Annotated in this window: 21 protein-coding genes and 5 pseudogenes; 16 read left to right on the top strand and 10 right to left on the bottom strand. The window is 59.4% G+C overall.

Translation table 11 applies throughout. From position 1 onward, the window contains the following. Positions 1-296 precede the first annotated feature (296 nt). The 7 genes from ACPYOJ_RS06990 (at position 297) to ACPYOJ_RS06960 (ending at position 5,794) form a co-directional block, all read left to right on the top strand. Positions 297-602 carry a hypothetical protein gene (locus ACPYOJ_RS06990; protein ID WP_481415594.1) on the top strand — a complete coding sequence of 102 codons (306 nt, stop codon included), beginning with the start codon at positions 297-299 and terminating at the stop codon, positions 600-602. Between the two features lie 15 nt (positions 603-617). Continuing rightward, on the top strand, positions 618-845 hold the full coding sequence (locus ACPYOJ_RS06985; protein WP_481415593.1) for a hypothetical protein: 228 nt from the start codon (positions 618-620) through the stop codon (positions 843-845). Between the two features lie 724 nt (positions 846-1,569). Further along, positions 1,570-2,472: a non-homologous end joining protein Ku gene (ku, locus tag ACPYOJ_RS06980; protein ID WP_481415592.1), complete on the top strand. Its 903-nt coding sequence runs from the start codon at positions 1,570-1,572 to the stop codon at positions 2,470-2,472. A 13-nt stretch (positions 2,473-2,485) separates the two neighbouring features. Further along, positions 2,486-3,304 carry a non-homologous end joining protein Ku gene (gene ku / locus ACPYOJ_RS06975; RefSeq protein ID WP_481415591.1) on the top strand — a complete coding sequence of 273 codons (819 nt, stop codon included), beginning with the start codon at positions 2,486-2,488 and terminating at the stop codon, positions 3,302-3,304. A gap of 8 nt (positions 3,305-3,312) precedes the next feature. Then, positions 3,313-4,371 carry a non-homologous end-joining DNA ligase gene (gene ligD / locus ACPYOJ_RS06970; protein WP_481415590.1) on the top strand — a complete coding sequence of 353 codons (1,059 nt, stop codon included), beginning with the start codon at positions 3,313-3,315 and terminating at the stop codon, positions 4,369-4,371. A 600-nt stretch (positions 4,372-4,971) separates the two neighbouring features. Continuing rightward, a complete protein-coding gene (locus ACPYOJ_RS06965; RefSeq protein ID WP_481415589.1) occupies positions 4,972-5,400 on the top strand; it encodes a nucleotidyltransferase domain-containing protein in 429 nt (142 codons plus the stop codon). Positions 5,401-5,434: 34 nt separating this feature from the next. Continuing rightward, positions 5,435-5,794 carry a hypothetical protein gene (locus ACPYOJ_RS06960; protein ID WP_481415588.1) on the top strand — a complete coding sequence of 120 codons (360 nt, stop codon included), beginning with the start codon at positions 5,435-5,437 and terminating at the stop codon, positions 5,792-5,794. 779 nt (positions 5,795-6,573) lie between these two features. Here ACPYOJ_RS06960 and ligD (ACPYOJ_RS06955) read toward each other — a convergent pair. The 3 genes and pseudogenes from ligD (ACPYOJ_RS06955) to ACPYOJ_RS06945 form a co-directional block, all read right to left on the bottom strand. Continuing rightward, positions 6,574-9,222, bottom strand: a complete 2,649-nt coding sequence (gene ligD / locus ACPYOJ_RS06955) for a DNA ligase D (RefSeq protein ID WP_481415587.1) — start codon at positions 9,220-9,222, stop codon at positions 6,574-6,576. A 139-nt stretch (positions 9,223-9,361) separates the two neighbouring features. Further along, positions 9,362-9,610, bottom strand: a pseudogene (locus ACPYOJ_RS06950) (DUF982 domain-containing protein); the annotation flags it as partial. A 22-nt stretch (positions 9,611-9,632) separates the two neighbouring features. Further along, a pseudogene (locus ACPYOJ_RS06945) lies at positions 9,633-11,051 on the bottom strand (helix-hairpin-helix domain-containing protein); the annotation flags it as partial. A 342-nt stretch (positions 11,052-11,393) separates the two neighbouring features. Between ACPYOJ_RS06945 and ACPYOJ_RS06940 the strand changes: the two are divergent. Further along, a pseudogene (locus tag ACPYOJ_RS06940) lies at positions 11,394-11,590 on the top strand (KUP/HAK/KT family potassium transporter); the annotation flags it as partial. Between the two features lie 125 nt (positions 11,591-11,715). Here ACPYOJ_RS06940 and ACPYOJ_RS06935 read toward each other — a convergent pair. Together ACPYOJ_RS06935 and ACPYOJ_RS06930 are read right to left on the bottom strand one after the other, a co-directional pair. Continuing rightward, positions 11,716-12,142, bottom strand: a pseudogene (locus ACPYOJ_RS06935) (universal stress protein). A 742-nt stretch (positions 12,143-12,884) separates the two neighbouring features. Further along, positions 12,885-13,498: pseudogene (locus tag ACPYOJ_RS06930) on the bottom strand (OB-fold nucleic acid binding domain-containing protein); the annotation flags it as partial. A 121-nt stretch (positions 13,499-13,619) separates the two neighbouring features. Here ACPYOJ_RS06930 and ACPYOJ_RS06925 point away from each other — a divergent pair. The 5 genes from ACPYOJ_RS06925 to ACPYOJ_RS06905 all read left to right on the top strand — a co-directional run bounded on the left by ACPYOJ_RS06925 (position 13,620) and on the right by ACPYOJ_RS06905 (position 18,001). Then, entirely contained in the window at positions 13,620-14,060 is a 441-nt protein-coding gene (locus ACPYOJ_RS06925; RefSeq protein ID WP_481415609.1) for a helix-turn-helix domain-containing protein, read from the top strand. 69 nt (positions 14,061-14,129) lie between these two features. Then, on the top strand, positions 14,130-15,887 hold the full coding sequence (locus tag ACPYOJ_RS06920) for a hypothetical protein (RefSeq protein ID WP_481415586.1): 1,758 nt from the start codon (positions 14,130-14,132) through the stop codon (positions 15,885-15,887). 31 nt (positions 15,888-15,918) lie between these two features. Further along, positions 15,919-16,137 (top strand): hypothetical protein, encoded by a 219-nt coding sequence (locus ACPYOJ_RS06915; protein WP_481415585.1) that lies wholly within the window; start codon positions 15,919-15,921, stop codon positions 16,135-16,137. A 20-nt stretch (positions 16,138-16,157) separates the two neighbouring features. Continuing rightward, a complete protein-coding gene (locus tag ACPYOJ_RS06910) occupies positions 16,158-17,309 on the top strand; it encodes a YcaO-like family protein (protein WP_481415584.1) in 1,152 nt (383 codons plus the stop codon). Then, the gene (locus tag ACPYOJ_RS06905) at positions 17,306-18,001 is read left to right on the top strand and encodes a TfuA-like protein (RefSeq protein ID WP_481415583.1); all 696 of its coding nucleotides are present in this window, start codon (positions 17,306-17,308) and stop codon (positions 17,999-18,001) included. Before ACPYOJ_RS06910 ends, ACPYOJ_RS06905 begins: the two co-directional genes overlap by 4 nt. 731 nt (positions 18,002-18,732) lie before the next feature. Here the strand turns inward: ACPYOJ_RS06905 and ACPYOJ_RS06900 are convergent. The 3 genes from ACPYOJ_RS06900 to ACPYOJ_RS06890 all read right to left on the bottom strand — a co-directional run bounded on the left by ACPYOJ_RS06900 (position 18,733) and on the right by ACPYOJ_RS06890 (position 19,924). Continuing rightward, positions 18,733-18,933, bottom strand: a complete 201-nt coding sequence (locus tag ACPYOJ_RS06900) for a hypothetical protein (protein ID WP_481415582.1) — start codon at positions 18,931-18,933, stop codon at positions 18,733-18,735. Between the two features lie 331 nt (positions 18,934-19,264). After that, entirely contained in the window at positions 19,265-19,570 is a 306-nt protein-coding gene (locus tag ACPYOJ_RS06895) for a DUF1214 domain-containing protein (protein WP_481415581.1), read from the bottom strand. Between the two features lie 66 nt (positions 19,571-19,636). Then, positions 19,637-19,924 carry a hypothetical protein gene (locus ACPYOJ_RS06890; protein WP_481415580.1) on the bottom strand — a complete coding sequence of 96 codons (288 nt, stop codon included), beginning with the start codon at positions 19,922-19,924 and terminating at the stop codon, positions 19,637-19,639. A 36-nt stretch (positions 19,925-19,960) separates the two neighbouring features. On the opposite strand from ACPYOJ_RS06890, the gene ACPYOJ_RS06885 reads away from it, so the two are divergent. Continuing rightward, positions 19,961-20,215, top strand: coding sequence for a 5-formyltetrahydrofolate cyclo-ligase (locus ACPYOJ_RS06885; RefSeq protein WP_481415579.1), 255 nt, complete (start codon positions 19,961-19,963; stop codon positions 20,213-20,215). 424 nt (positions 20,216-20,639) lie between these two features. Here ACPYOJ_RS06885 and ACPYOJ_RS06880 read toward each other — a convergent pair whose 3' ends face one another. Beyond that, entirely contained in the window at positions 20,640-21,044 is a 405-nt protein-coding gene (locus tag ACPYOJ_RS06880; protein WP_481415578.1) for a type II toxin-antitoxin system VapC family toxin, read from the bottom strand. Continuing rightward, positions 21,041-21,274: an AbrB/MazE/SpoVT family DNA-binding domain-containing protein gene (locus tag ACPYOJ_RS06875; RefSeq protein WP_481415577.1), complete on the bottom strand. Its 234-nt coding sequence runs from the start codon at positions 21,272-21,274 to the stop codon at positions 21,041-21,043. The genes ACPYOJ_RS06880 and ACPYOJ_RS06875 overlap by 4 nt, the downstream gene beginning before the upstream one ends. Positions 21,275-22,228: 954 nt before the next feature. Between ACPYOJ_RS06875 and paoA the strand changes: the two genes are divergently transcribed. Beyond that, positions 22,229-22,861 carry an aldehyde dehydrogenase iron-sulfur subunit PaoA gene (paoA, locus tag ACPYOJ_RS06870; protein ID WP_481415576.1) on the top strand — a complete coding sequence of 211 codons (633 nt, stop codon included), beginning with the start codon at positions 22,229-22,231 and terminating at the stop codon, positions 22,859-22,861. Beyond that, on the top strand, positions 22,858-23,808 hold the full coding sequence (locus ACPYOJ_RS06865) for an FAD binding domain-containing protein (protein ID WP_481415575.1): 951 nt from the start codon (positions 22,858-22,860) through the stop codon (positions 23,806-23,808). The genes paoA and ACPYOJ_RS06865 overlap by 4 nt, the downstream gene beginning before the upstream one ends. Position 23,809 lies beyond the last annotated feature (1 nt).

Here is a 23,809-nt window from a genome sequence, read left to right as displayed (position 1 = left end):
TTCCGCGCCTTGACGCCAACGGCTGAGCCACCGCGCCCTCGATGCCTCACAGAAGCCTACTCGATTATACTCGAAGTGCGCGATCGCAGAAGGTTGGACTTCGCGCCAATGCAACGCCGCTTGTCGCGGACGTCCTGCCGCGAGGTCCTGTCAGGGCACGATCTCTTCCGAAGGCGAATTAGCTAATTCTAAATAATAAGTTTGCGTCGCCCTTCCATTCGGCGCATGGTGCCGCCTCCAGCAGCAATCATCACGGGCGCTGCTGTTTAAGGGCCACCGACCGAAAAGAGGACTTTATGTCTTCCGCAATACCCACCAAAGACCTGACCAGCCAGAACTTCAGCTTGCTGCAACGGGTGCTGAGTGATGCCGGCTACACAGAAGATATTTTCTTTGATCAGCCCCGTCCCTTCAACGTCGCCGCCAAGCTTCTTATCCGGCTGTTCCAAGAGGGCATGACCGATCCCGCCGACCTGGCTGTTCAGCTCGAACGGCATTTCGGCAAGCCACCTGGTAAAAAAAGAGCCACTTTCTTAGCGCTACGCCTTGATCGCTATGCGATCCAGGGACTTCCGCAGACGCTACCCGTTACCTTTCACTGACGAAGGGCCACCAAAATGAAGACGCCAAGCTATGAGGTGGACAATGTTCAGCGGATCGGAGACTGTCAGCGAGTCTTCGATCAGTTGACGAAAGAAATCATCCTGGCTGCGGTAGAAGCGGGCTGGCGCGAAAACGAGGCGTCGATAGCGCTCGCAGATGCCGCTGACGGGTATGTGATGTATGTCGCGGCCGCGCCGCGCGTCTGCCAGGCTGCTAATGGCAATTTCGCGCGCAAGAGATGACTGCTGGTTCCGCTGCTCATTACCGTGCTTCGGTCAGGATTCTTTGGACCGTACGCTAGCGATCTGGAACGCTCGCTATCCTGATCGTTAATCAAGGTGGCCACGCGGTAGACTTCCTTACCTCAGCCTATGATGATGGGCTCTCATCCGGAGCCGGGCGGTCTCCATATCCTACCTGCCTTTGCGGGGCTCTTTTTGTTATCGAAGAGTTGCGGAGCGCAACGATCAGCCGTTCGGCTCGTTGATTTGGCGGATGTCTTCGGCTCACCCTGCGAGCGCGTCCGGCTATCGACGCTAGGCCACCCGGCCCGCACCCGCCTGCGGGTCTCTCTGTCCGCTGGCGTACGGGAACACCGGTCGACTCACTAAGTTGGAAGCTTGGCCGCGCGGCAGTGTTCCAAACCCAATACCAGCGATGACGCGCACACATCTGGTACCGCGCGGTCACCGTTTTTCCAAAACCCTCAAGGGCAAGCTCTTCGTGAAGTTCTGCGCAACCTTCGTTCTCCTGAAGATCAATCGAATAGCGAAGGCTCACCTGTGGCGCCGAGAGATCCCCCGACGTGTTCATGCGTCCGCTGCACGCGCGATCCCTCGCCAGTCATCGGGTCACGTTTCGTTTGGGGCCTACGCACCTGGCCCCGCGGGCAGATCCGATTCGACTCGGAACAATCAGGCGAGTGATTCGGTTGACTCGCGTTGGTTGCGTCAGGAGTCCGCGTCGATGGTTGCGCCCCGAGCGAATTGGAAAGGCTATGTCAAGTTTGGTGAGGTCGCGTTTCCAATCGCACTTTATACGGCCGCATCATCCTCGGAACGGATCGCCTTCAATACCTTGAACCGAAAGACCGGGAACCGGGTCCGCCGCGAGTTCGTCGACAGCGAGACCGGAGATCCGGTCGACCGCGAAGGCCAGGTCAAGGGGTTCGAAATCGAGGATGGACGATATGTCGTCCTCGAGCCCGAAGAGGTCGCCGCAGCCATTCCCGACAGTGACAAGACGCTGAGGATCGACGCTTTCATTCCCTGCGTCGAAGTCGACGATGTCTACTTCGACAAACCGTACTACATCGCGCCGGACAAGATGGGCGGAGACGCCTTCAAGCTGCTGCGCGACGGCATGAACAAAGCCAAGGTGGCGGCGATTGCCCGGACCGTTCTGTTCCGGCGGCTGCGCACCGTCCTCATCCGTCCCCACGGCAAGGGCCTGGTCGGCTCCACGTTGAACTACGACTACGAGGTCCGTTCGTCCGAGGAGGCGTTTGATGAAATCCCGGACCTGCAGATCGGAGGCGAGATGCTGGAACTTGCCAAGCACATCATCAACACCAAGAAGGGTGGATTCGATCCCAGTACGTTCGACGACCGTTACGAGGCGGCCGTGGCCGAACTGGTGAAAGCAAAGATCGAGGGCCGGACACTGCCGAAGAAGAGGGCGCCGTCGGCGTCGAAGCCGAACGATCTCCTACAGGCTTTGCGGGAGAGCGCGGGCATGTCGGGACCCGCCAGGACCAAACGCGCGGCCGGTAACGTCAATGCGGGCGCGGACCGGCAGAAGGCAGCAAGCCCGTCCGCAGGGCCGAATTCTCGCAGCTCCAGCGGCGCCAAGCGGCGCCGTGCCGGCTGAGCGGAGGTCCCCCATGGCGCTCCGTCCGTACTGGAAAGGATACCTCAAGCTATCACTCGTTACCTGCCCCGTGCAGATGATGCCGGCGACCACCGAAAACGAGAAGGTCCGCTTCCACACCTTGAACCGGGAAACCCAGAATCGCGTCGTCAGCCACTACGTGGATTCAGTCACCGGCAAGGAGGTCGAAAACGAGGACGAAGTGAAAGGATACCAGCGCGGCGAGAATGAGTACGTCCTCCTCGAGGACGAGGAACTCGAGAACGTGGCGCTCGACAGCACCAAGACGATCGACATTGAGGTCTTCGCGCCGCGCGGGACCGTCGAGTGGATCTGGCTCGACACCCCGTATTATCTGTCGCCTGACGACCCGGTCGGCCAAGAAGCCTTCTCGGTGATCCGCGACGCGATGGCCGCCGAGGAGATGGTCGGCATTTCGCGGCTGGTGATCTCTAGGCGCGAGCGAGCCGTCATGCTGGAGCCGCGCGGCAAGGGTATCGTGGTTTGGACACTGCGCTATGGTGACGAGATCCGCGACGAGGGCGCCTATTTCGACAAAGTGGATGACGAACCGGCCGACCGCGAGATGATGCCGCTGGTCCAGCAGCTGATCAGGAAGCAGACGCAGCACTGGAACCCGACAATGGTTTCCGACCCGGTTCAGGATAAGCTGCTCGACATCATCGAGGCGAAGAAAAAGCAGATGAAGAAGCCGGCCAAGGCGAAGCCCAAGGGGAAGGAAAAGATGGAACCAGCTCTAAGCAACGTCATCAATATCATGGATGCGCTGCGCAAGTCGGTCGAAGTCGAAAAACGATCCGGGAGGCACTAGCATCCATCATGATGCGCCCGCGCCGCCCCTCTTTGCCCCTGCTCGACGAATCTGGGTCAACGCTGCAGTCGCGGCCGATTCGCAAGCGCGATCCTGATCAGCCAAGCCTCCCCTTCGATCCCATGCCATTGAGAGTCGAGCCTTGCCTCGCGCTGCTGAAGCCCACCGTGCCTCTTGGGCCTGATTGGCTCTACGAAGTGAAGTGGGACGGATATCGCCTTGCCATCCACGTCGAGCAGAAAGCTATTCGCATCATAACCCGCGGTGGTCACGACTGGACTGCCCGCTTCCCCGCGGTGGCCGCGGCTGCAACTCAGTTGGGCGTAACGACCGCCATACTGGATGGGGAAGCCGTGGTCCTGGACGGGCACGGGCGATCAGATTTCGGCGCGTTGCAGCGGTCGCTAGGAGGTCGAGGCGGGAAGCGGGTTTCGGCCGAATCCATGCTATACGCTTTCGATCTGCTCTATCTCGACGGGCACGACCTGACCGGCACCGACCTTTCGGTTCGGCGCCACCTGCTTGAGGATCTGATTCCGGAGCCAGGGTCCGGTGCCATCCGGCTTTCCGAAGAGCTGCAGTTCGACGCAAAAACGCTTCTCGAACACGCCTGCCACCGTGGTCTGGAAGGCATCATCGCCAAGCATCGCGACCGGCCTTATCGCAGTGGCCGCACCGGTGATTGGCTGAAGATTAAGTGTGTCCAGTCGGAGAGCTTTATGATCGTCGGCTACGAGCAGTCGGCATCTGCCCGCGGCGGCATCGGCAGTCTGCTGCTCGCCGGCAGCCAAGGCTATGACTGGATCTACGTCGGATCAGTCGGGACGGGTTTCAGTGCAAAGGACGCCGAGTACCTGAAGAGCGCGCTCGACCGGTTGAAGACGAGCCGGCCGGTGGTCCCCGTGAAGGGCAAGCGCCTTGTCTTCGTCCAGCCGACCCTGATTGCCGAGATCGAGTTCCGTGGTTGGACGGACGACGGCAATCTCCGCCACGCGTCTTACAAGGGGCTTCGGGAGGTCCAGGACAATGCAGCTGTCTTCGACATGGCTCGCCTGGTTCGCAGGTGACGGTTCGGATCTGCATCGGGCGGAACATCTCAGCGCGCCATCAGGCTTTCGCGCGGGGTGCGGAACGCGAGAAGAGCCGTAGGCACGAGATGCCCGTGAGCCTCGCCCTTGCCTTGGTGCCGTAGGGGTAAAATCGCATCGAAGTTACGCGATGCAACGGGATCTCGCCGGGGCGGCGAGCGGATGGTACGGCATTGTTGTATCCGCATGACCTGAGGACCTTGAGGGAGCCGATCGGTTTCCAACCTAGTCGCGGGTGGTCGTTTATATAACTGACGTTTTGTCCTTTTATTTGATCTTACGTTCTGATATATGATAGTCAAGCTGAATATATGCACGGTGTCTCCAATGGCGCGTCCGACTCCAGATAGTTCAATCCGATACCCGCTGAACTCCGTCTTGGGGGCAGAGTCGAATATACGTCTCCTGAGGGAGCTCTGCCTGCATGGAGGATATGTTTCGGCCACGCATCTTACCGAGAGAACCGGACTGGTCAGGAATAGCACCTGGAATGCACTGAATAGTCTACGGCAATATGGTTTGGTAATCGAGGAAGGAACGGACAGGTCGCGCCTCTTCCGAATCAACTGGGGGCATCCGTTGGCCGATTCGATCGGCGAGCTCTTCAGGGCAGAAAGCGAAAGGCTTCATAACATCTTCGAAGAAATAAAGGCCGGCGGCAAAAAGCTGAACGGTCGTATTGCCAGCATGTGGCTTTACGGAAGCGTCGCCCGTCGAGAGGATCACGCCGGCAGCGACGTTGACGTCGGTCTGATCGCAAGACCGGACGATCTGGCAGAGATCGTCGAGGCGGCTCGCGAACATCTCCGCGAGGCAGGCGAGCGTCTTTTCTTCCTGCCGAATGTTGTCGGACTCGATTTCAACGACGTAGAGAGAATGGCTCGTGATGACGATCCGTGGTGGAAAAGTTGCCTCGCAGATGCGGTTGTTTTGTTAGGGAAACATCCGGAAGACGTGGCACAAGAATTGTTGAGAGGGAGCCAGGATGGTCAGAAAAGGGCCGAGTAAAAGGCGCGACGAAACGTTCGTCAGGGGAAGGCTCGTGCTCGCCAGAGGCTTCTTGAAGGATGCGAGAAATAGCAACGCCATGGCGGACCCGGGCGACATAGGCAATCCGTCCATGTCAACGATCATCAATTGCGCCATTGCATTCACCGACGTCATCACCGCCAGGTACATCGGCGAGACCAACAAAGGCGATCACCAAGCGGTATTGAAGTTGCTTCGGGGGGCTTTAGGAAACCGACTACTCGAAGGCCAAGCGAGAAACCTTGCATCGCTTCTGGAACAAAAGGATGAAGTTCAATACGGGTCTCGAGCCAAGACCAGAGGAGATGCTGACAGAGCGTTGGAGCGGCTGGAAGAATATGTGGAATGGGCCGAACGAGTAATCGCCGAGTGATCCTGAGCACCGGAAGCCCGCGGCCGAATCTTGGTCGTACCTCATAAGCCACTGGTGTGCCTTGGCAGAACTGGAACATCGCCCACTCGACTCGCTAATTCGGTGGATTGCGCATTGCCTCTCCTACCAGCGCATCCAGCCAAGCGCTACTGGCGACCTGACCCCCGCAACCACTCTTCAAAGAACTTGAGATTTAGGTGGACCATGTTGATTAAGTCATGCGGCTGTCGGCCTGGATGGATGACCTCTCTGTTCTGAATTCCTCAGTGGGAGACTTCTCCTTTCATTGCAACGGGAGCCGACGGCTCTTCGCTTTGTCCGCTTACTCGTCCTGACGAGCTAGCTCAAGGAAAGGTTCTGGAACTTTTCAAGCGGATGGCGGTTCCCTGTCTCGAGCGCGGGTCGTGTCAACCGGACGCGACAGGGACGGTGAACATGGCGGTTTTTCCGGTTTCCCGCCATGGCCAACGAAATGGCAGTCGAGCGCCCCACCTGTCCGAACACCGCGCGACCTCGCCGGAGTTCAACTGAAGATCGTCACCTACACCGTGAGCGACATCAACGGCCGGCGGGACATCCTGCTGCGGTGGCTAAAAGAAGATCGGCCGGATTATCCTCTGTCTACAGGAGCTGATCGCGAAGCCGCATAGGTCTAAGCGGGGCATAATCTTCATGTCTGGCGGATCCGTCTCGGCCAAGGCTCATTCCGCTCCTCCGCTGGAATGAAGACTTTGCCTCCTTCAATGCCGATCCGTGCCCCAACGCCTGGCCCGATGACCTTACGCAGCCTTGACGACTTTGCCGAGACGTTTGATGGCCTGCTCCAAAGGCCGTAGTCCGTCACAATAGTCTTCCCATGCGGACGATTTCGATAAAAGCGCCGGCACAGTGTGAATGGTGAAGCGTTTGGGGTCGAGGTCCGATTTGACCTGGCCCCACGTCAGAGGCATCGAGACCGTGGCACCCGGCCGGGCACGCGGAGACAGAGGCGCCACCGCCGTCGCCATGCGGTCGTTGCGCAGGTAGTCGAGGAAGATGCGCCTGTTCCGGAGGCTCTTCGTCATCTTGATCAGGTAAAGCTCGGGGTTGTCGCGCGCCATCTGCTGGCAGACGTCGTGCGCGAAGCCCTTCGCCCCAGCCCACGAGAGCGGCTTGCGCTTGTTGATCGCAAGCGGTGTGACGACGTGAAGCCCCTTGCCGCCCGTGGTTTTGCAGAAACTGATCAGGCCGAGTTCCTCGAGGCGATCACGCATCTCTCGTGCGGCGGCAACAACTGTGGAGAACGGGACGTCCGGCCCAGGGTCGAGGTCGAAGACCAGCCGGCCCGGCACCTCAGGCGTGTTCGGCTCGCAGTTCCACGGGTGTAGTTCCACGCCGCCGATCTGCGCGATGGCCGCCAGACCCTCGATGCGATCGATCTGCAGGTACGGCTTCTTGTCGCCGAAAACCTTGACCAGTTCGAGCAGGTTCGAGGTGCCGGGCATGGCGTGGCGCTGGAAGAATTGCTCGCCTCCGATGCCATCCGGCGTCCTTATGATGGAGCACGGGCGGCCCTTGATGTGATTGATCAACCAGGACCCCACGGCCTCGTAATACCGCGCGAGCTCTTCCTTGGTGATGGGTTCGCCATCGTTGGCACCCGGCCAGAGCGGCTTGTCCGGATTGGAAATCAGCACGCCCATAACCTCGGCCTTCCCGCCCTTGCGCCGAGCCAGCTTCGCCATCGGTGCAGCCGGCGCTGGTTCGGGCACTTCTGCTTTCGAAGGGTTGGCCGGCCGCTCGATCTCGACCTCCTTGGCCGGCTTGTCTTCCCGCAGGCCCTTGAACGCGGCTTGACGGACGAGACCGTCGGCCGTCCAGCCCGCGAATTCGATCTCCGCCACGAGCTCGGGCTTCAGCCAGGTGACATCCGCTGCCTTCTTCGGTGCACCTAACCCGGTGAAGGGCGACTTCGGGGCCTCCAGTGTCTTGAGCTTCGGGAGCAGCGTCTCCACTTTCTGCGCGCCGTAACCAGTCCCAACGCGGCCGACATAGACGAAGTGGTCGCCGCGATAGACGCCAACCAGAAGGGATCGGAACTTGCCGTTGGTCCTGGCGTAGGCACCGATCACCACCTCGTGGCCAGCGCGGCATTTCGATTTGGCCCAGGTTTCCGTGCGGCCGGACTGATACGGTGCATCCGCCTGCTTGGAGACAATGCCTTCCAGGGACAGTTTACAGGCAGACCGAAGAACCGCGTCGCCGCCAGTCTCGAAGTGTTCGACGAAGCGGATGCGCGGATCGTTGCCGGCCTCGGAAAAAAGGCTCTGAAGCCGCGCCTTGCGATCGACAAGCGGTAGAGACCTCAAGTCCTCACCACCTTCAAAGAGAAGATCGAAAGCGAAGTAGACCAGGTCTTTGGTCTTGCCCTCCGACAGGGCCGCCTGCAGAGCCGCAAAATCGGGGGCACCATTCTCGTCGAGCGCACAGATCTCGCCGTCGATAATGGCATCGGGCAGCGCGGAGGCGGTCTCGGCGATCTCGGGATACTTTGCGGTCCAGTCAAGGCCCTTGCGGGTCTTGAGGGTAGCGTCGCCGTCGAGCACCCGCATCTGGATCCGGTAGCCGTCGAACTTGATCTCGTGGATCCAGCCGCTACCGGCCGGCGGGCGCCCGAGCGTCTGGCAGAGCTGGGGTTCGATGAAGTCCGGAAGATCGACTGGCGTCATGCTCTTCGGAAGCTGGTCGTCCGTTGCACCTTCCTTGCGCTCGTCGGCGGCAAGCCCATGATTGCTGTCCCAGACGGCATCGGCCTGAACGTCGCCGCCTTGCACCATGAACGGCTTCGGCTTGCGGCCTTTGCCGGCGGCGATCACATCCATGGGTCGGCCCGAGGCAACCGAGGTGTCGTTGTCCTCCAAGACCGCTGCGCCGTTTTCTTCGACGGAAAACTCATCATGGTGCTTGATCAGCAGCCAGTTCGTCCGCTTGCCGCGTTCGCGGTCGTTGCGCATGCGCACCAGGACGAAACTGCCGTGCAGCCGCTCGCCTTCCAGCGTGAACTTGAAATCGCCTTTTGCCAGCGCCTGCTCCGGGCTCTTCTTCCCCTCCGGCTCCCAGTACCCCCGATCCCAGAGCATCACGGTGCCGCCGCCATACTGTCCTTTCGGGATGGTGCCTTCGAAGTCGCCGTAGTCGAGAGGATGGTCTTCAACCTCAACCGCCAGCCGCTTGTCATGCGGATCGAGAGATGGCCCTTTCGTCACCGCCCAGGATTTGAAGACGCCGTCGAGTTCGAGGCGCAGATCGTAGTGGAGGCGGGTCGCATCGTGCTTCTGGACTACGAAGCGACGGCGATTGCTGCGGGCGATCCCCGTTTCGCCGCTGGGTTCCGCCGTCTTTTGAAAGTCGCGCTTCGACCGATAGGTCGATAGTTTGTCACTGGCCATGGTCTTCCCCGAAGCAACTCCGATAACGGAATGCCGTCCGATGGTCGGAAGTTCCATGACGGTATTCCAAAAGGCAGGTCCGAGAGCACGCGCGCTTATGTCAACCTCGCCTCATCGGATGCGACGCCGGCGTGTTCCGTCAGGTACCGGCTAATCGTGCTGGCCGCACCGGATGGAGAGCGAGCTTCGGTTTCAACGGAGCAATGACGGTAGGCATGCCGGCTTTGAGGCAAGCAGCCAAGAACGCGTCGCGCGCGACCAGGGCCTGTATGAGCCCGTTCAGGGCGCCGCAGCAGGCCTTCACCGCTCGCTCATGCCGTTCTCCGTGGCGCAGCGGCCATTCGTTTTCGAGAAAATCCAAAACCTTCGAATGACCTGGGAGAAATCGGCCTCCGGGCTTTGTTGTCGCCTCAATGGAAATTGCGCGCTTTCACCTTGAGGGTGTCGATGTGCAGATCCGGGATGAAGATGTCCCTGGGCTTTGCGGCGGCCACCTTGTCTCGCGAGTCCGCACTTCCCGGCGAGCCATGGGCGAACTCGTCTCCACGGCCAGTTGCCAGCTTGAAGGCCGCGTCGCGGTCCGCCAGCCCGGAAAGATCTCCGAAAAGGTCGAAGAGTTGCTGGGCAACGAGATGGACGACGTCGCCCTCACGTTGAATGCGGCCGTTGATCGCCATCATGGAAGACCCTAGGACGATGCGACGACGACGTTCGAACCGACTGGGCCAGACGACCACGTTGGCCGGACCGGTCTCGTCTTCGATGGTCAGGAACATGACCCCCTTTGCCGAGCCCGGCTTCTGCCGGACGAGGACGAGACCAGCCGTCATCAGCCAGCGTCCGTCGCGCGCGCTCATGGCCTCCAAACAGGTGACGATCCGCCGTTCGCTCAGGTCCTTGCGAAGAAAGGCGATTGGGTGCTCGCGGAGGGTCAGCCCGGTGTGCCCGTAGACTTCGACGACGTTGTGGCCTTCCGTCATCTGGCGGAGCGTCACCGTCGGCTCCCGCTGCTCGGCCACCGCCCTCGCCTCGCGCTGGGCCGCGGCGGCGAAGAGAGGCAGGGGTTCGTCGCGGAGCGCCTTGATGGCCCAAAGGGCGTCACGGCGTTGGAGCTTGAGCGACGGCAGGAAGGCGTCGGCTTCCGCGAGCTCGACCAGTGAGGCCGCCGGGACCGCTGACCGTCGCCACATGTCGTCGACGCTCGCGAATGGATCGTCCATGCGGGCCGCGACCATACGAGCCGCGTCGACCGCGGCAAGACCCCGCACCATGCGCATACCCAGCCGGACAGCATGACGCGCGCTGCGGTCGATCGGCTCGAGGGTACAATCCCATCGCGAGTGGTTGACGCAAACCGGACGGACCTCGACACCGTGTTTGCGCGCGTCGCCGACGATCCGGGCGGGCGCGTAGAAGCCCTTCGGCTGGGAGTTCAGCAAGGCTGCACAGAAGACATCTGGATAATGGCACTTGATGAAGTTGCTCGCGTAGGCAATCAAGGCAAATGACGCCGCATGGGACTCCGGAAAACCGTAGCTTCCGAATCCCTCAAGCTGAGAGAACGTCTTTTCGGCAAATTCGGCGGCGTATCCATTTGTGATCATGCCGGAGACCAGCTTGTCCTTGAAACGGCTGACCCCGCCCGTGAACTTGAACGTCGCCATCGACTTGCGGAGCTGGTCGGCCTCGCCACCGGTGAATCCGGCGCAGACCATCGCCACCTTCATCGCGGACTCCTGAAACAGCGGGACGCCCATGGTTTTGCCGAGGACTGCCTCGAGTTCCGGGGTCGGATACTCGACCTTCTCCTTGCCTTCGCGGCGGCGCGATGGCCGATATGTCACGTCGGGCGATAGAGGGTCCGAGAAGGCTAAGCACTCAACAGCGCGCCGCCCGCGATCGAAATCGCACCGAATGCTCCGAATTTCTGCAGCCTTCGCATGTCCCTCTCCTCCTGTTTGCGGCAGCGCCCAACCTTCAGCCCCGGTCAATGTTCCAGAAGAAAGCGATTAGCAGGAATCGTGGCGCACTATTGCAGGGAGACTGCAGGTTTCATCGGACGCCTGAGACACTTTTGCATTCAGTTTGTTTTTCCAGCGCACTGAGAACCATCCAGTCTCAGCGGTCGTTCGGCCGAGATTGGCTGCGAACGAAAGACCCCGAACTCGAGCATGAAACTCGTAGCGGTCTTCCTTCGCTCGTGCTCGCGGCCGCTAGGTGTGGTCTATGGCGATATCGGCACCAGTCCCCTCTACGCCTTCAGGGAAGCGCTCATGCGACGGCCGGTTCGGGTTCGCATCGTGACAACCTGCTGGGATTCCTATCACTCATCGTCTGGGCTCTGACGATCGTCGTGACAATAAAGTACGTCAGCTTCGTCCTGAAGGCCGACAATCGCGGGGAAGGAGGAACTCTCTCCCTGGACCCTCGCGCGCGCGCCTGCAGTCCTGTTCTTCGTCCAGCGGTTCGGAACGGGCGGCGTCGCGTCGGTGTTCATCCTTTGACGATTAAGACGGTCCCCTTGGCGAGGCTCAAAACCTTTGATGCTTGGCTCCCGAGGATGAGTCGATTGATCCCACGGTATCCATGCGATACCATCGGCAGGGCTCGCGCTCTCGACCGCGACCGTATCGACGTCACCCGTGCATAGCTTCGCAGCCGCTTGGAGTGTCTTCTTGCTTTGCTCCGCATTGCCCTTCGCGATGTCTTCGTACATGAGGGGCGACCAAACGTCTGGTGCGAAGAACATTGAGGGGATTGAACTCACGGTTACGATCGTGATTTTTGCTTTGAGTATTTGAGCTAGCTCGGAAGCCTGCTTCACTGCATTCGTCGCAAGATCAGACCCGTCTGTTGCGACAAGGATGTGCTTGAATATCGTCGTACTCCTGTTCGCTTGCGCGAACCGAACATAAACCACAGTCGAAGGTAGAGTCTATCGACGGCCGGTTTGCGACAGAACCCGTTGTTCATAATTATCGCGTAACGCGGCTGATGCCAAATCTACGGTGGAAAGCACGGCTTAGGGCCGTTTCGGACTGGTATCCGACTTCGGCGGCAACTTGGCGATGGAATCTGCCGAGTCGACCAGCCCCCGCCTTGCAGCGTCACGCCGATGGTATAGCCCCTCAAGCGCGGACCTCTGGACGCTGTAGAAGGTGCTGCCAGTGGCTCTAGCTCAAGCTCTTCGGGAAGCCTTGGCAGATCAGCCGATTATGAACGTGCGTCGATCCGACAATTGCGCCTGCCACATTTACCGCAAGCTCGTCATCTCCATGGCATCGAACGAATCCCTCAAGGATGAGGAAATTTCCAAGCATCGAAACTGTGATCCGCGAGGCATCTAATTCCGATGCTGCTTCTAGCGCACATTTGACGGCGGCCTTGGTCGCTGCCGAGCAATGTCCGGCTTCGATGCCGTACCGCGATGACTCTTGGCCGTCCAATCGTAGGATCATTTTCACTTCCTCCAAAAACATGGGAGGCTACAGTTCTTTATATTAGGAGTCTATAAACTAAGACATGCGCTCCAGGGGTTTCATTGATGGCACGCTCAGCCCCGTCACATGCGGTAGGCGTCTATTTGGGTGATGCGGCTCGTAGCCCTCATCGCGGAGGTGACAGCTTACCGCCACGCAGGAAAAACCAGCGTTGGTTCTTTCGTGAAAATTCGTCGACTTCACCTTGAGCGTGTCGATGTGCAAGTCCGCGGTGTAGATATCCCTCGCCGTTACCTACGCTGTTCGTTCCCGTGAATCTAGGGTTCCCCGGCGACCATGGGCGATCTCGTCAGCCCGGTCGGTCGAAAGCAGGATAGCTCGAAGACTTGCTGGACAACGAGATAAACGACATCTCCTTCCCGCTGGATGCGACCATTGATTGAGATCATCGATGCCCGAGCGATCCGCCTCGACCGTGCGAAGAGGTTCGGCCAGACAACGACATTGGCGATGCCGATCTCGTCTTCCAATGTTATGAACACGACGCCCTTGGCCGAGGCCGGCCGTCGACGCACAAGCGCCAAACCCGCCGCCATGAGCCAGCGGCCATCGCGAGCGACATTGCCTCGCAACAGGTCACGATCCGCCACGGGTGAGATCGCGCCGTAGAAAGCCGAGTGGGTGCTCGCGCAACGACAGCCCAGTGTGGCCAGAGTCCTCGACGACGTTAAGACCCGCCGTCAGCGCCGGAGTTCAACCTCAGGCTCCCGTTGCTCGGCAATCGTCCTGCCCCGTTCGGCATGCTGTCGCAAACCAGGGACGGGTGGCGCGCGGACCAAACAGGAAGCTTGGATGTCGGCAAATATTCAAGCAATTGCCATTCGGCGCATTCTCCAGCGATAGTTGCATGTAGCCTTGATTTATATCACTGTGTAGTCGTGACGGAGAGCTGAAGTGATGGACCAAAAGAAACCGAATCCGATCGATATCCATGTTGGCGCAAGGATCAGATTGAGACGCACGATGCTGAGGATGTCTCAGGAGAAGCTTGCGGCCGGTTTGGGAATTACCTTTCAACAGGTCCAGAAATACGAGAAAGGCAGCAATCGTGTCGGCGCAAGCCGTCTTCAGCAGATTGCAACTATCTTAAATGTGCCTGTCAGCTATTTCTTCGCCGAAGCGCCAGACGGCTCACCACTGAGCGGTCGCAAGCCGTTTCTACCGGAGGAAGAAGCAGTTTCCGCCTTCCTGGCGACCCGTGAAGGACTGGAGCTCAATCGTGCGTTTCAAAGGGTGGCGGACGCAAAGCTTCGCCAAAATATCCTTCAGCTCGTCACATCGCTAGGCCGCACGTCAGAGCCGGAACACCACCAAGCCGACTCGGGCGTGGCGCGTTAGTGGATCGTTTCTGTGCTCCGGCTTTTGACATTTGGAGGGCTCCAGCTTGCCGAGGACGGACGAGGAACAGTGCCACTGCCGCAGAAGGCAGTGTTTGCTCTGACTTATATGTTGGCCAGCGCTGAATTCGAACTCCCACGCGACTATCTCGCAAGGCTGCTTTGGACCGCCGATCCAAACGCCGCGAAGACTAACTTCCGCAAGATGATCGAGCGGGTGCGCAAATGCGCCGCCGAGGGCTGGCTCGTCCCACTTGAATTCACCGCCTCGACGGCGCGTCTATCCGCGGAACCGATCGAAGCAGACTTTTCCATTTTTTCCGGCGACCTTGAAGCACTGCCGCGACTAGCTGCGGCGTCGAAATTGCTGACGCGGCAGTTCCTGGACGAAGCCAATTTGCCGGTCGGGCTGAAATCATGGGTCGAAAAGCAGAGGTCGGCCCAGCGGAAGAGTTTTCGGGAGATGTTCTTCAAGGCGCGCGAGCTGGCCGCCAATCGGTCCGATTGGGTCGACATCAAGGATAGCGCAAGACAGCTCCTGGAGCATGATCCGGGTGATGTTGCTGTTCGGGAGGTGCTGCTTGAAGCACATCGCCAGACAAGTCGAATCGGCGCCGTTGCGCGATCCACTGGTGGCGCCGAGCTCGCCCTGCCCCCCGGGACTGCAGCTACGCTCCTGGCGGTGCCGACAGAACTTCCCCGGCTGGTTTTACTTCCGCCACAGGGGGCCGAAGAAAATTCCGCCTGTCCAACCCGCGCCTTGCTGGAAGACATTACGATTAGCCTGTGCTCATTGAGAACGGTGGCGGTCGTGGCCCCCTATACGGCCGTCCGCATTCGCCAAGATGCAAATAAGATCGCCCAGTTGGAGAGACACTCCATCTCCTACGTCATCGATACGAACATCAGTGGCGAAGGTCTCTTCATCCAGATGATCTTCCTTCCGTCCGACAGTGTCTTGTGGGCGGAGCGCTTTCGCCTGAAGCCGAGCTCGCTTGCGTCACATCGAAAGCAAGTTGCGCAAATGATCGTGGCGGCGATCAGCAGTCATCTTCAGCATACGGAGATCATGCTCGCCGATTATCGCGCTTACCCTGATGTCTATCGATCCTATCTTGCAAGCATACAGCATCTCAACAAGTTCACGCTCCCAGATGTCCGTCGGGCGCGCAACGCATTCAGAGAAACCCTGAAGATGCGCAGCGATTTCGCACCGGCCTTGGCCGGCCTGTCCCGCACCTACGCCTGGGAATGGGTGTTGACCGCACGAGGTGAAGCCGAACTCCTTGTCCAAGCGCAAGAGACCGCGAGAAGAGCGGTGGCGCTGGAGCCTGAGCTGGCTTCGGCGCATCGGGAGCTTGGGTTGTCGAGACTCTATATCGGTGATGTTGACGGAAGCCTCGACGCCTTTGACCGCGCGGAAGGGCTGAGCCCACATCTTGCCGACGCGGTCTGCGGATATGCCGATGCGCTGGTTCACGCTTCTAGGCCCGCCGACGGGCTGGCAAAAATCGAGAAGGCGATCCAGTTGAATCCGATCTGCCCTGACGACTACTTCTGGATAGCGGCGGGCGCCAGTTACTTCCTGGGCCAATTTCGACAGGCGATCAGGTATATCGATCAAATGGACGATTCCTCATCAGCCCAGCGATTGCTTGCGGCAAGTTATGCGATGGCCGGCGATGCTGCGAAGGCGCGCATGCATCGCCGCAAGGCCCACGAGCTCAATCCGCATTTCGACCTGGACAAGTGGCTGTCCGTGCTTCCTGTAAAAGAGCAATGGCAGAAAGACCTCTACCGCGAGGGTCTACTCAAAGCTGGATTCTAGATTTTTAAGTACCGGAACCTAAGGAGGGAACATGGCAAGAGTTGTTGTAATTGGGCTGCCCGGAGACGATCAGCTTTATGTGGCGGACTTGGACGCGGGAACCGTACAGCCGATGCAGTCACCCGCTTCCGGCCCGCTCGCTGCCGCGAACAGTCTCAGAAATGCGGGCGGAACAGTTATCAAGGACGTCAATCTTGCCGTCGCTGTCTCCTCCTCTGAACAGGCTTTTTCGGGCGTCTTCGATGGCTAAGCTGATGACTGCGTGACGTCATGGAGCGCATATGCTCCCCAAACGAGACCTATGAGCGGGTGCGTCCCTTACTAAAAACGTTTGGGATCACCCGTATAGGCCGCCAAACCGGACTTGATCAGATCGGCGTACCAGTCTGGTGTGCCTACATGCCCAACGCCAGGTCGATCGCCGTTGCTCAAGGCAAAGGGCTGACCGACGCTGATGCGAGAACATCCGCGGTTATGGAGGCTCTCGAGCGAGCCGTCGCGAGCGCCCCGTTCCTGTCTACGAGGAACACGTCTGCGCTAGCTCTTCGTGATGCCGGACAACGTGTCGACCTGCTCGTTCCGCTCCTCGCCCGAAACCAACCCCTTCCGCGTGATACCGAGATCACGGCGTTTGCGGCAGGGGTGGATCTAATGACGGGTGACCGCGTCCACGTTCCCAGTGGGGCCGTGCTGCTTGATCGAACCCTGTCGGACTGCCGGTACTGGCAGTCTTCCGACGGCCTCGCATCGGGCAACACCTATGACGAGGCAGTTTCTCACGCTCTTCTCGAGCGCATCGAACGCGACGCCCACGTCTTGTGGCAGGTAAGTCCGGAAACGAAGCAGCACACCCTGTGCATGGATCCCAGCGCTTTTGACGACGAGAACGTCAAGTCGCTCGTCATGCGGATCGAGAATGCCGGCATCGCGCTGCGGTTGTTCGACATCACAAGCGATATCGGCATCCCATGCATCGCCGCATTTCTTGCGACCAAAACCGCCTTGGCAACCAGCGCCGCCCGTTATGTGGACGTGACATTTGGCTGCGGCGCCCATCCTTCTCCCGAACGCGCTGCGATACGAGCGCTGACGGAGGCGGCTCAGTCTCGCGTTACCTACATCAGCGGCGCCCGGGACGACGTGTTTCATGAAACCTACAGGCAACCATTGCCCGAGCGGTTGCGACGGCTGTTTTACGCCGAGCCTTCCCGCCATGTGCCCGCACCCGGCCCGCGGGATCTCGAAGGAATTTTGATGCGCCTAAAGCAGACAGGTATCACGCAAGCAATCGCCATTCGATTGAGCCAGCGGGAATTGCCCTTCTCGGTCGTCAAGATACTGGTGCCTGAATTGGAAAACCCAGAGGGGGAGCGACGGCAAAGGTTTGGCAACAGGGCGATCGCAGCATCGTTTGCGTCATGAAAGTGGTCTTCGTCGGCCCAAGCCTTCCGGATGCAAGGCGCTTCGTTGCGGAAGGTATCATCATAAAGCCGCCAGCGGTGCAGGGTGACGTGCGTCAGGCGGTCGACGACGGTGCTCGCGCCATAGGATTGATTGATGGCGCCTTCGAGAATGTCGCGCCCGTCTGGCACAAGGAAATTCTCTATGGACTCACGAAGGGCGTAGCGCTCTTCGGAGCAGCGAGCATGGGCGCGTTGCGGGCCGCGGAGTGCCACGCGTTCGGCATGATCGGTGTCGGGAAGATCTACAAGGCCTACGCGGACGAAAGCCTGGTCGACGATGCGGATGTGGCTTTGCTGCACGGGCCCGAGGAACTGGGATATGTTGCAATCACTATTCCGATGGTCAACGTTTCTGCAACCGTCGCATGGTGTCGTCTCCACGGTCTTGTCTCGACCCAGGAAGCGCGGTGGCTCGAGGAAAGCGCGCGTTGCTTGTTTTTCAAAGCTCGCACCTGGAAATCGGTCATTGCAAACTACCCGGGGATCAGCGCCGCGCGTGCTGATGAACTGCTCCAAATTCTTCACGACAACTACGTTGATCAGAAGAGAGCGGACGCAATAGCCCTGATCGATGTCCTACATCAGGCTGATGAATGTTCCCCTCCACCGAGCTTCGCATTCAGCCGAACATCTCTCTGGCGTATGGCCTGACGTCGTCAGCCGTGCGTTGTGTCACGCCGATGTCACGCCGCCGCCCCTAAAACAGTTCTAAGCTATCCGCATCAATTGGGGGTTTAAGCATGGCATGCTCAGAACTGCAACATATCGATAGAGAAACAGAACTCGTCGCCTTGGCAAGAATGGTGATTTACGCGCGTGAGACCGCGAGAGATCTCAAATCGAGCGAGGTGGAGGCCGGGCTTTCCGTGACACTCGAAGCGATCACCAAGGAGCTTACCGGCGACATAACGATAGATGTCTCGGGGATCGAACAATCACGAAAAGCACCGGGTCGGAGTTATCAATAAGCGGGAAGCGACTAAAGGAACCTGGGGCACTGGAACTGCCATTTAGCCATTGCGCGGTCCAGTGGCGACTGCAGCGGAGCGTCGGGAGATGTCCGCAGCAGGCAGGCTTTTAGGGTCAAACCTTCCACGTTTCCTCGTTCTTTTCGCGCGCTACGCGACGCGTTAGTCGGATGAATAGCCCGGTGTCCAAGGACGCGCGCCGTTTCGAACGGCGGTGTCCGAGCTGGGTTAGCGGCGGCTTTCGTTCATGTCGGCGGGGTCATTGTTGAGATCCTTCTTGCCTGGACGTGTCTTGGTTCGGTCGCATCTTCGGAGTCCGTGATTACCGTCGGCTTGGCGTTGTGACGCCCGACGCCTTCCGGTCAGCTACCGACTTGGCGAACTCCCCTTGGCTCTTTTTCTACGTCTGACATCTCATTCGCCCTTCTGCTTGTAGCCGTCCGAAACCTTCTTGACCTCGGGGTCACTGTTGGTTTCACCGTCGGCATCCTTCGCCCGATCGGGGTCGTCCTTCGCAGGAAGGTAGCCGGGCGGAGTGTTTTCCTGCGGGCCTTCCCAGCGGGGCGACTGGTCGGTGGTGCCGGGAGCGCCGTCTTTCGGTTTGTCCATACCCATGAGGAAGTCTCCTTTCATCCGGATCTAACTTACCCGGCCGTTGCAGGTTCCACTGATGAACGAAAAGGCCACCGGAGATTTGGGAACCATTCGGACCGATCGACATCCATTTTGCCGAGCGAGCCGTGTCAACCGGACATGACAGGATGGCGAACCCAGCGGTTTTTCCGGTTTCTCGCCATGGTGAACGGAAGGAAGCTCTCGAGTTGGGTTCCACGGACAGACAGTGGGCTATGCTTTGCCTTGGATTATGCGGCAGGTTGACGCTCAATTTTCCTCCTCGGCGAACATTCGCATAGGGTTGGTTGATCGAACAACCCTACCTCACTCCTCACTTCACCAGTCCGATCTCGCTCGGTCGCCATGACTTGTCGAAGAAAGGTTCGAGCGGGCTGTACAGGCGCAGGATCGTGAACCAGCCCTTCTTCGGGTCAGCCTGAATCCAATTGCCGCGCGGAACGCCTTGCGGCTGCTCAGGCGTAAACCAGACCGTGGTCGAGCCGTAGGCACCGGCCTCGGCGGCAGGTGAAGGATAATTCCGGCTACCCGCGCGCGGATAGCGCTGTGGCGTGTCGAGCATCGAGCGAGTCATATTGTCGTAGACCGTGAGCGACCAGAAATTCGCCTCCGGGGACACGCCTCGGCAGTGTAACCTTATAGGCCTTAGCACCAATCGAAGGGTTTTTGTCGTCATCTGTCATCGCTAGCAGATATTGCGAGCCGATGCCCGGCAGCCGCATCGCCATGGCCGGGTGATGCCGGTCACGCCGTAGAAAAAGATCGTCCGCGCATCCATCGTCCGAGAGCCGGTCGCGGGAAATGGTTTGACGCCCTCGGGGGTGATCTCCAGAATAGGTGTTTCGAACGCGTAGCCGGAGAGGAACAGATAATTGGACCAGGACGAATTCGGGTAACAGAACCAGCTGGGATTTCGCGGCGACATGAAAAGGCTGCGAGAGGTCGCATTGGCTACCGCGAGCGCCTCGGTCATGATCCTTCAGCGTACGTCCGGTGCAAAGGGTTGACGATGCCGATTGCGGCCAGCGGCCCCGTCAGCTCCGGGCCTTGGAGGTTCGGGGAACCGCTAGAACGTGGTGTGTGGAATATCCCGGTGCCTTCGCAGGGAAAGGAGGTTCAATCCGAAGTCGTCATCGCTCCTGTCGTTGGCTTCGACGCGGATGGATTCAGACTCGGGTATGGAGGTGGTTTCTTCGACCGGACCCTCGCTCTCTTGCAGCCCTCCCCGCTAGTTGTCCGGGTGGGTTTGAACTGCAAAAAATAGAAACGATCCATCCACTGCACCACGATATTCCAATGGACTACATTGTCACAGACGTCGCCGTGCATCGACGGAGCACTCACAGTAATGAATGACGGCGCTATCGCCGCAGAAAAGCTCGAGGCAGTAAAGCCGCGTGCCGGGCCGTAGCGAGGAGCCGAATGTTCCTCATGAGGTCATGGTAATCGCCCATATGTCGATGCGTTCTTTCCCACGCGATAACGTCAACGTCAGTTCTCCTGAAGCCGGCTCTCGTCGCATCGCGGACGTTAGGATCATCGCCACCGGCCGTAGCTGATGGAAATCCGCTCTGCCGGCTGCCGTGGCTGTCAGGAGATTTACCGATGCTGCCCAGCAGAACTGGCAGCCAGTCAAGCTGCCGCGCTGGCGCTAGTCAAATGGAACGGGCGATCTTCGTCTTGCAAACTCACTGGACTGGCAAGATCAGCTTAACTGTTGGGAAGTAGGACCGGTACCGCCCAACGTCGCGTGTCAGCAGTGGAAGCTGCTGAACCGCTGTGTGCGCGCCGATGAAAAAATCCGGCAAGACGCCGGTACGAGAACCGCCGGCCCGGCGATATCGTGTGAATACTTTTCCCGCAAGGAATAGTGCGGCCCGCGGAAAGGGAGTGACGACCAGCCCAGCTTCTTCAATGAACGCGTCAAGGTCTTCGATGCGTTCATAGCGAACCGCAAGCTCGGCATAGACGACATCATTGATCAACAATGGACCGGCGAGACTGGCCGTTTCGAGTTGCTCGATCGACCAGTCTGCCCAGGTTGAGTCATTGGTGACAAGGTCGAGCAATACATTCGTGTCGACAAGCGTCACGCTTCACCGCGCGTGAGCGCCATGATCGCGTCGGTATCAAGTCCCTTACCGGCATGCCCTCGCAGCTTTTGAAAGCGGCTGGCTGGCTGGATCTTATCAGCCCTTGTCAGCAAAACGCTGCCATCCGCGGCCCGACGGAAGTCGACCTGGCTTCCGGGGACGATCCCGAGTAAGTCCCGAACCGCTTTCGGGATGGTGACTTGCCCCTTTGCTGTAACTGTCGTCGTCATGTTGCAACCTTGTAATACCGATATCGGATTAGGTATTACTTTCCGGCTTCGATTTCAAGCTCCACGCGGCCATCCGATCGCCCGTCGACGCCCGTTGCGCAATAAGACGACGAACTTCCGGCCTTTCGGAAGTCGTCGAACTCCATCGGCGCAAACGCAAGCCGAGCTTGATACGAAATCAGGGACCGGCGCCGTATCGGAGACTTGGCAACTAAGCGCAAGTTCAAGAGCGAGGCGTTCTCAGCGATCCGCAACGCCGCCGAAGGAATGTTGCCGTTGGAACCATTGGCAAGGAAACCATGAAGACCTTCGAGGCATGCCTTTCTGTCCCTCCGGGGCTGACGCCAAGCGAATTGAAGCGGTCCGCGAGAACAATCATGTGACCCAATGCACGTTATCTCAACAAGCGCGTCTATCGTTCAAAAGTGGGACCCTGGTGGGAAGCGGCCGAGCAGCCAGCGCTAAAGCTACTCTTTATCGTGCAAAAGCATCCCTTGATGCTGTCTTGATGCAGATCTAACGGCATGTTCAAGGAGCTGCGATCAGATGCACAATTCGCTTTCCCGGCATTTCCTACAGCGGCACATCGTCGCGACGGGTACCCATCTCTTGAAACGGATCGGGCTCATGCGACCAAGCTGCCATTCAGGACGCCGAGATAGTCGCGAACCGCTAAGGGCGTTCCTGCCGCGAATGCCGGAGGAGATCAGTCATGCTTGGTGCAGTGCTCCGCACGGGAAATCCCTCGGCGAGCTGGTCGCAGATCTCCGCGCGATTTCCGGCTGCTTCGCATGATCGGTCAAATACGAGCCGGCCCACCATTCATGAGCCGGTTCGATAACTGTATGCAACAATTCTCATCTAGTCTTCCGGCCCCGCCTGCCTACCTCTTTAAGCTGTCACCCATCCCACGCGCGCCCGAATAGGCGCCTACCAAGACGAAGTGGAGCTGACATGCGTACCGATCGACTTGAAATATCTCGCCGGGACTTACTTATCTCGTCGGCCGCGACGATCGCGGTTACGAGTGCCGCGACCAGTCCGGCGGCTCAACCCGCTGGAGACGAGATGGCGCCGACATCCAAATTATCGTTCACCGTCAACGGCAAACGTCACGACGTAGAGATCGATAATCGAACTACCTTGCTCGATGCCTTGCGGGAACACCTTCACCTGACGGGAACCAAGAAGGGATGCGACCATGGCCAGTGTGGCGCATGCACGGTCATCGTGGACGGCCACAGGCTCAACTCCTGTCTGACGCTCGCCCTCATGCATGAAGGCGGCCAGATCACCACGATAGAGGGGATGGGAGAGCCCGGGGACCTCCATCCCATGCAGGCGGCTTTCGTGAAACATGACGGCTTCCAGTGCGGCTATTGTACGTCGGGGCAGATCTGTTCCTCCGTGGCGGTCCTCGAGGAGATAAAGGCGAACATCCCGAGCCACGTCACCAGCGATCTTACCGCTCAGGCTCATGTTACGCCTGCGGAGATCCGCGAGCGCATGAGCGGCAACATCTGTCGCTGCGGCGCCTACTCGAACATCGTCGACGCTATCGTCGAAGTCGCGGGGACAAAAGCATGAAAGCCTTCACCTACGAGCGTGCGACGTCGATAGAGGCCGCCGCCAAATCCGCTGCCGCCAATCAGCATGCCAAATTCATCGCCGGCGGCACCAACCTTCTCGATCTGATGAAGCTGGAGATCGAAACGCCGACGCATCTGATCGATGTCAACGGTCTCGGTGTGGACAAGATCGAAGTGACGGCCGAAGGCGGACTGCGCATTGGCGCACTGGTCCGAAACACCGATCTTGCCGCCCACCAAACCGTCAGGCGCGACTACGGGCTTATCTCCCGCGCGCTCGTCGCAGGCGCCTCCGGCCAGTTGCGAAACAGGGCGACCACGGCGGGTAACCTGCTGCAACGGACGCGTTGTCCTTACTTCTATGATACCAACCAGCCATGCAACAAGCGGCAGCCGGGTAGCGGCTGTTCAGCCATCGGCGGCTTCAGCCGCCAGCACGCTATAGTCGGGACGAGCGAGGCGTGCATCGCGACACATCCGAGCGATATGGCGATCGCCATGCGGGTACTCGACGCCGTTATCGAAACGGTCAAGGCCGATGGCAGCCGCCGGTCCATTCCGATCGCCGTGTTTCATCGGCTACCGGGCGACACACCTGACATCGAGACGGTGCTCGAACACGGCGAGCTCATCACCGCGGTTCTGCTGCCGCCGCCGATTGGCGGCCGGCAGATCTACCGTAAGGTCCGCGACCGTGCCTCCTACGCCTTCGCGCTCGTCTCCGTTGGAGCGGTCATCCAGCCTGACGGCACTGGACGCGTGGCCGTCGGCGGCATCGCCCATAAGCCCTGGCGCGTTGAAGCGGCCGATACCGAGCTTTCGAAGGGAGCAAGAGCGACGGCCGGAGTGCTTCTCGCGGACGCTCGTCCGACCGAACAGAACCGATTCAAGGTCGATCTTGTCGAGCGCACGCTCGGCGCGGTCATCGCCGAAGCCAAGGGGTGAT

The organism is Rhizobium sp. SVR5-9E (assembly GCF_056755095.1).
Note: the sequence above shows the minus strand (reverse complement) of the source record. Positions and strands in the feature narration are given on the sequence as shown.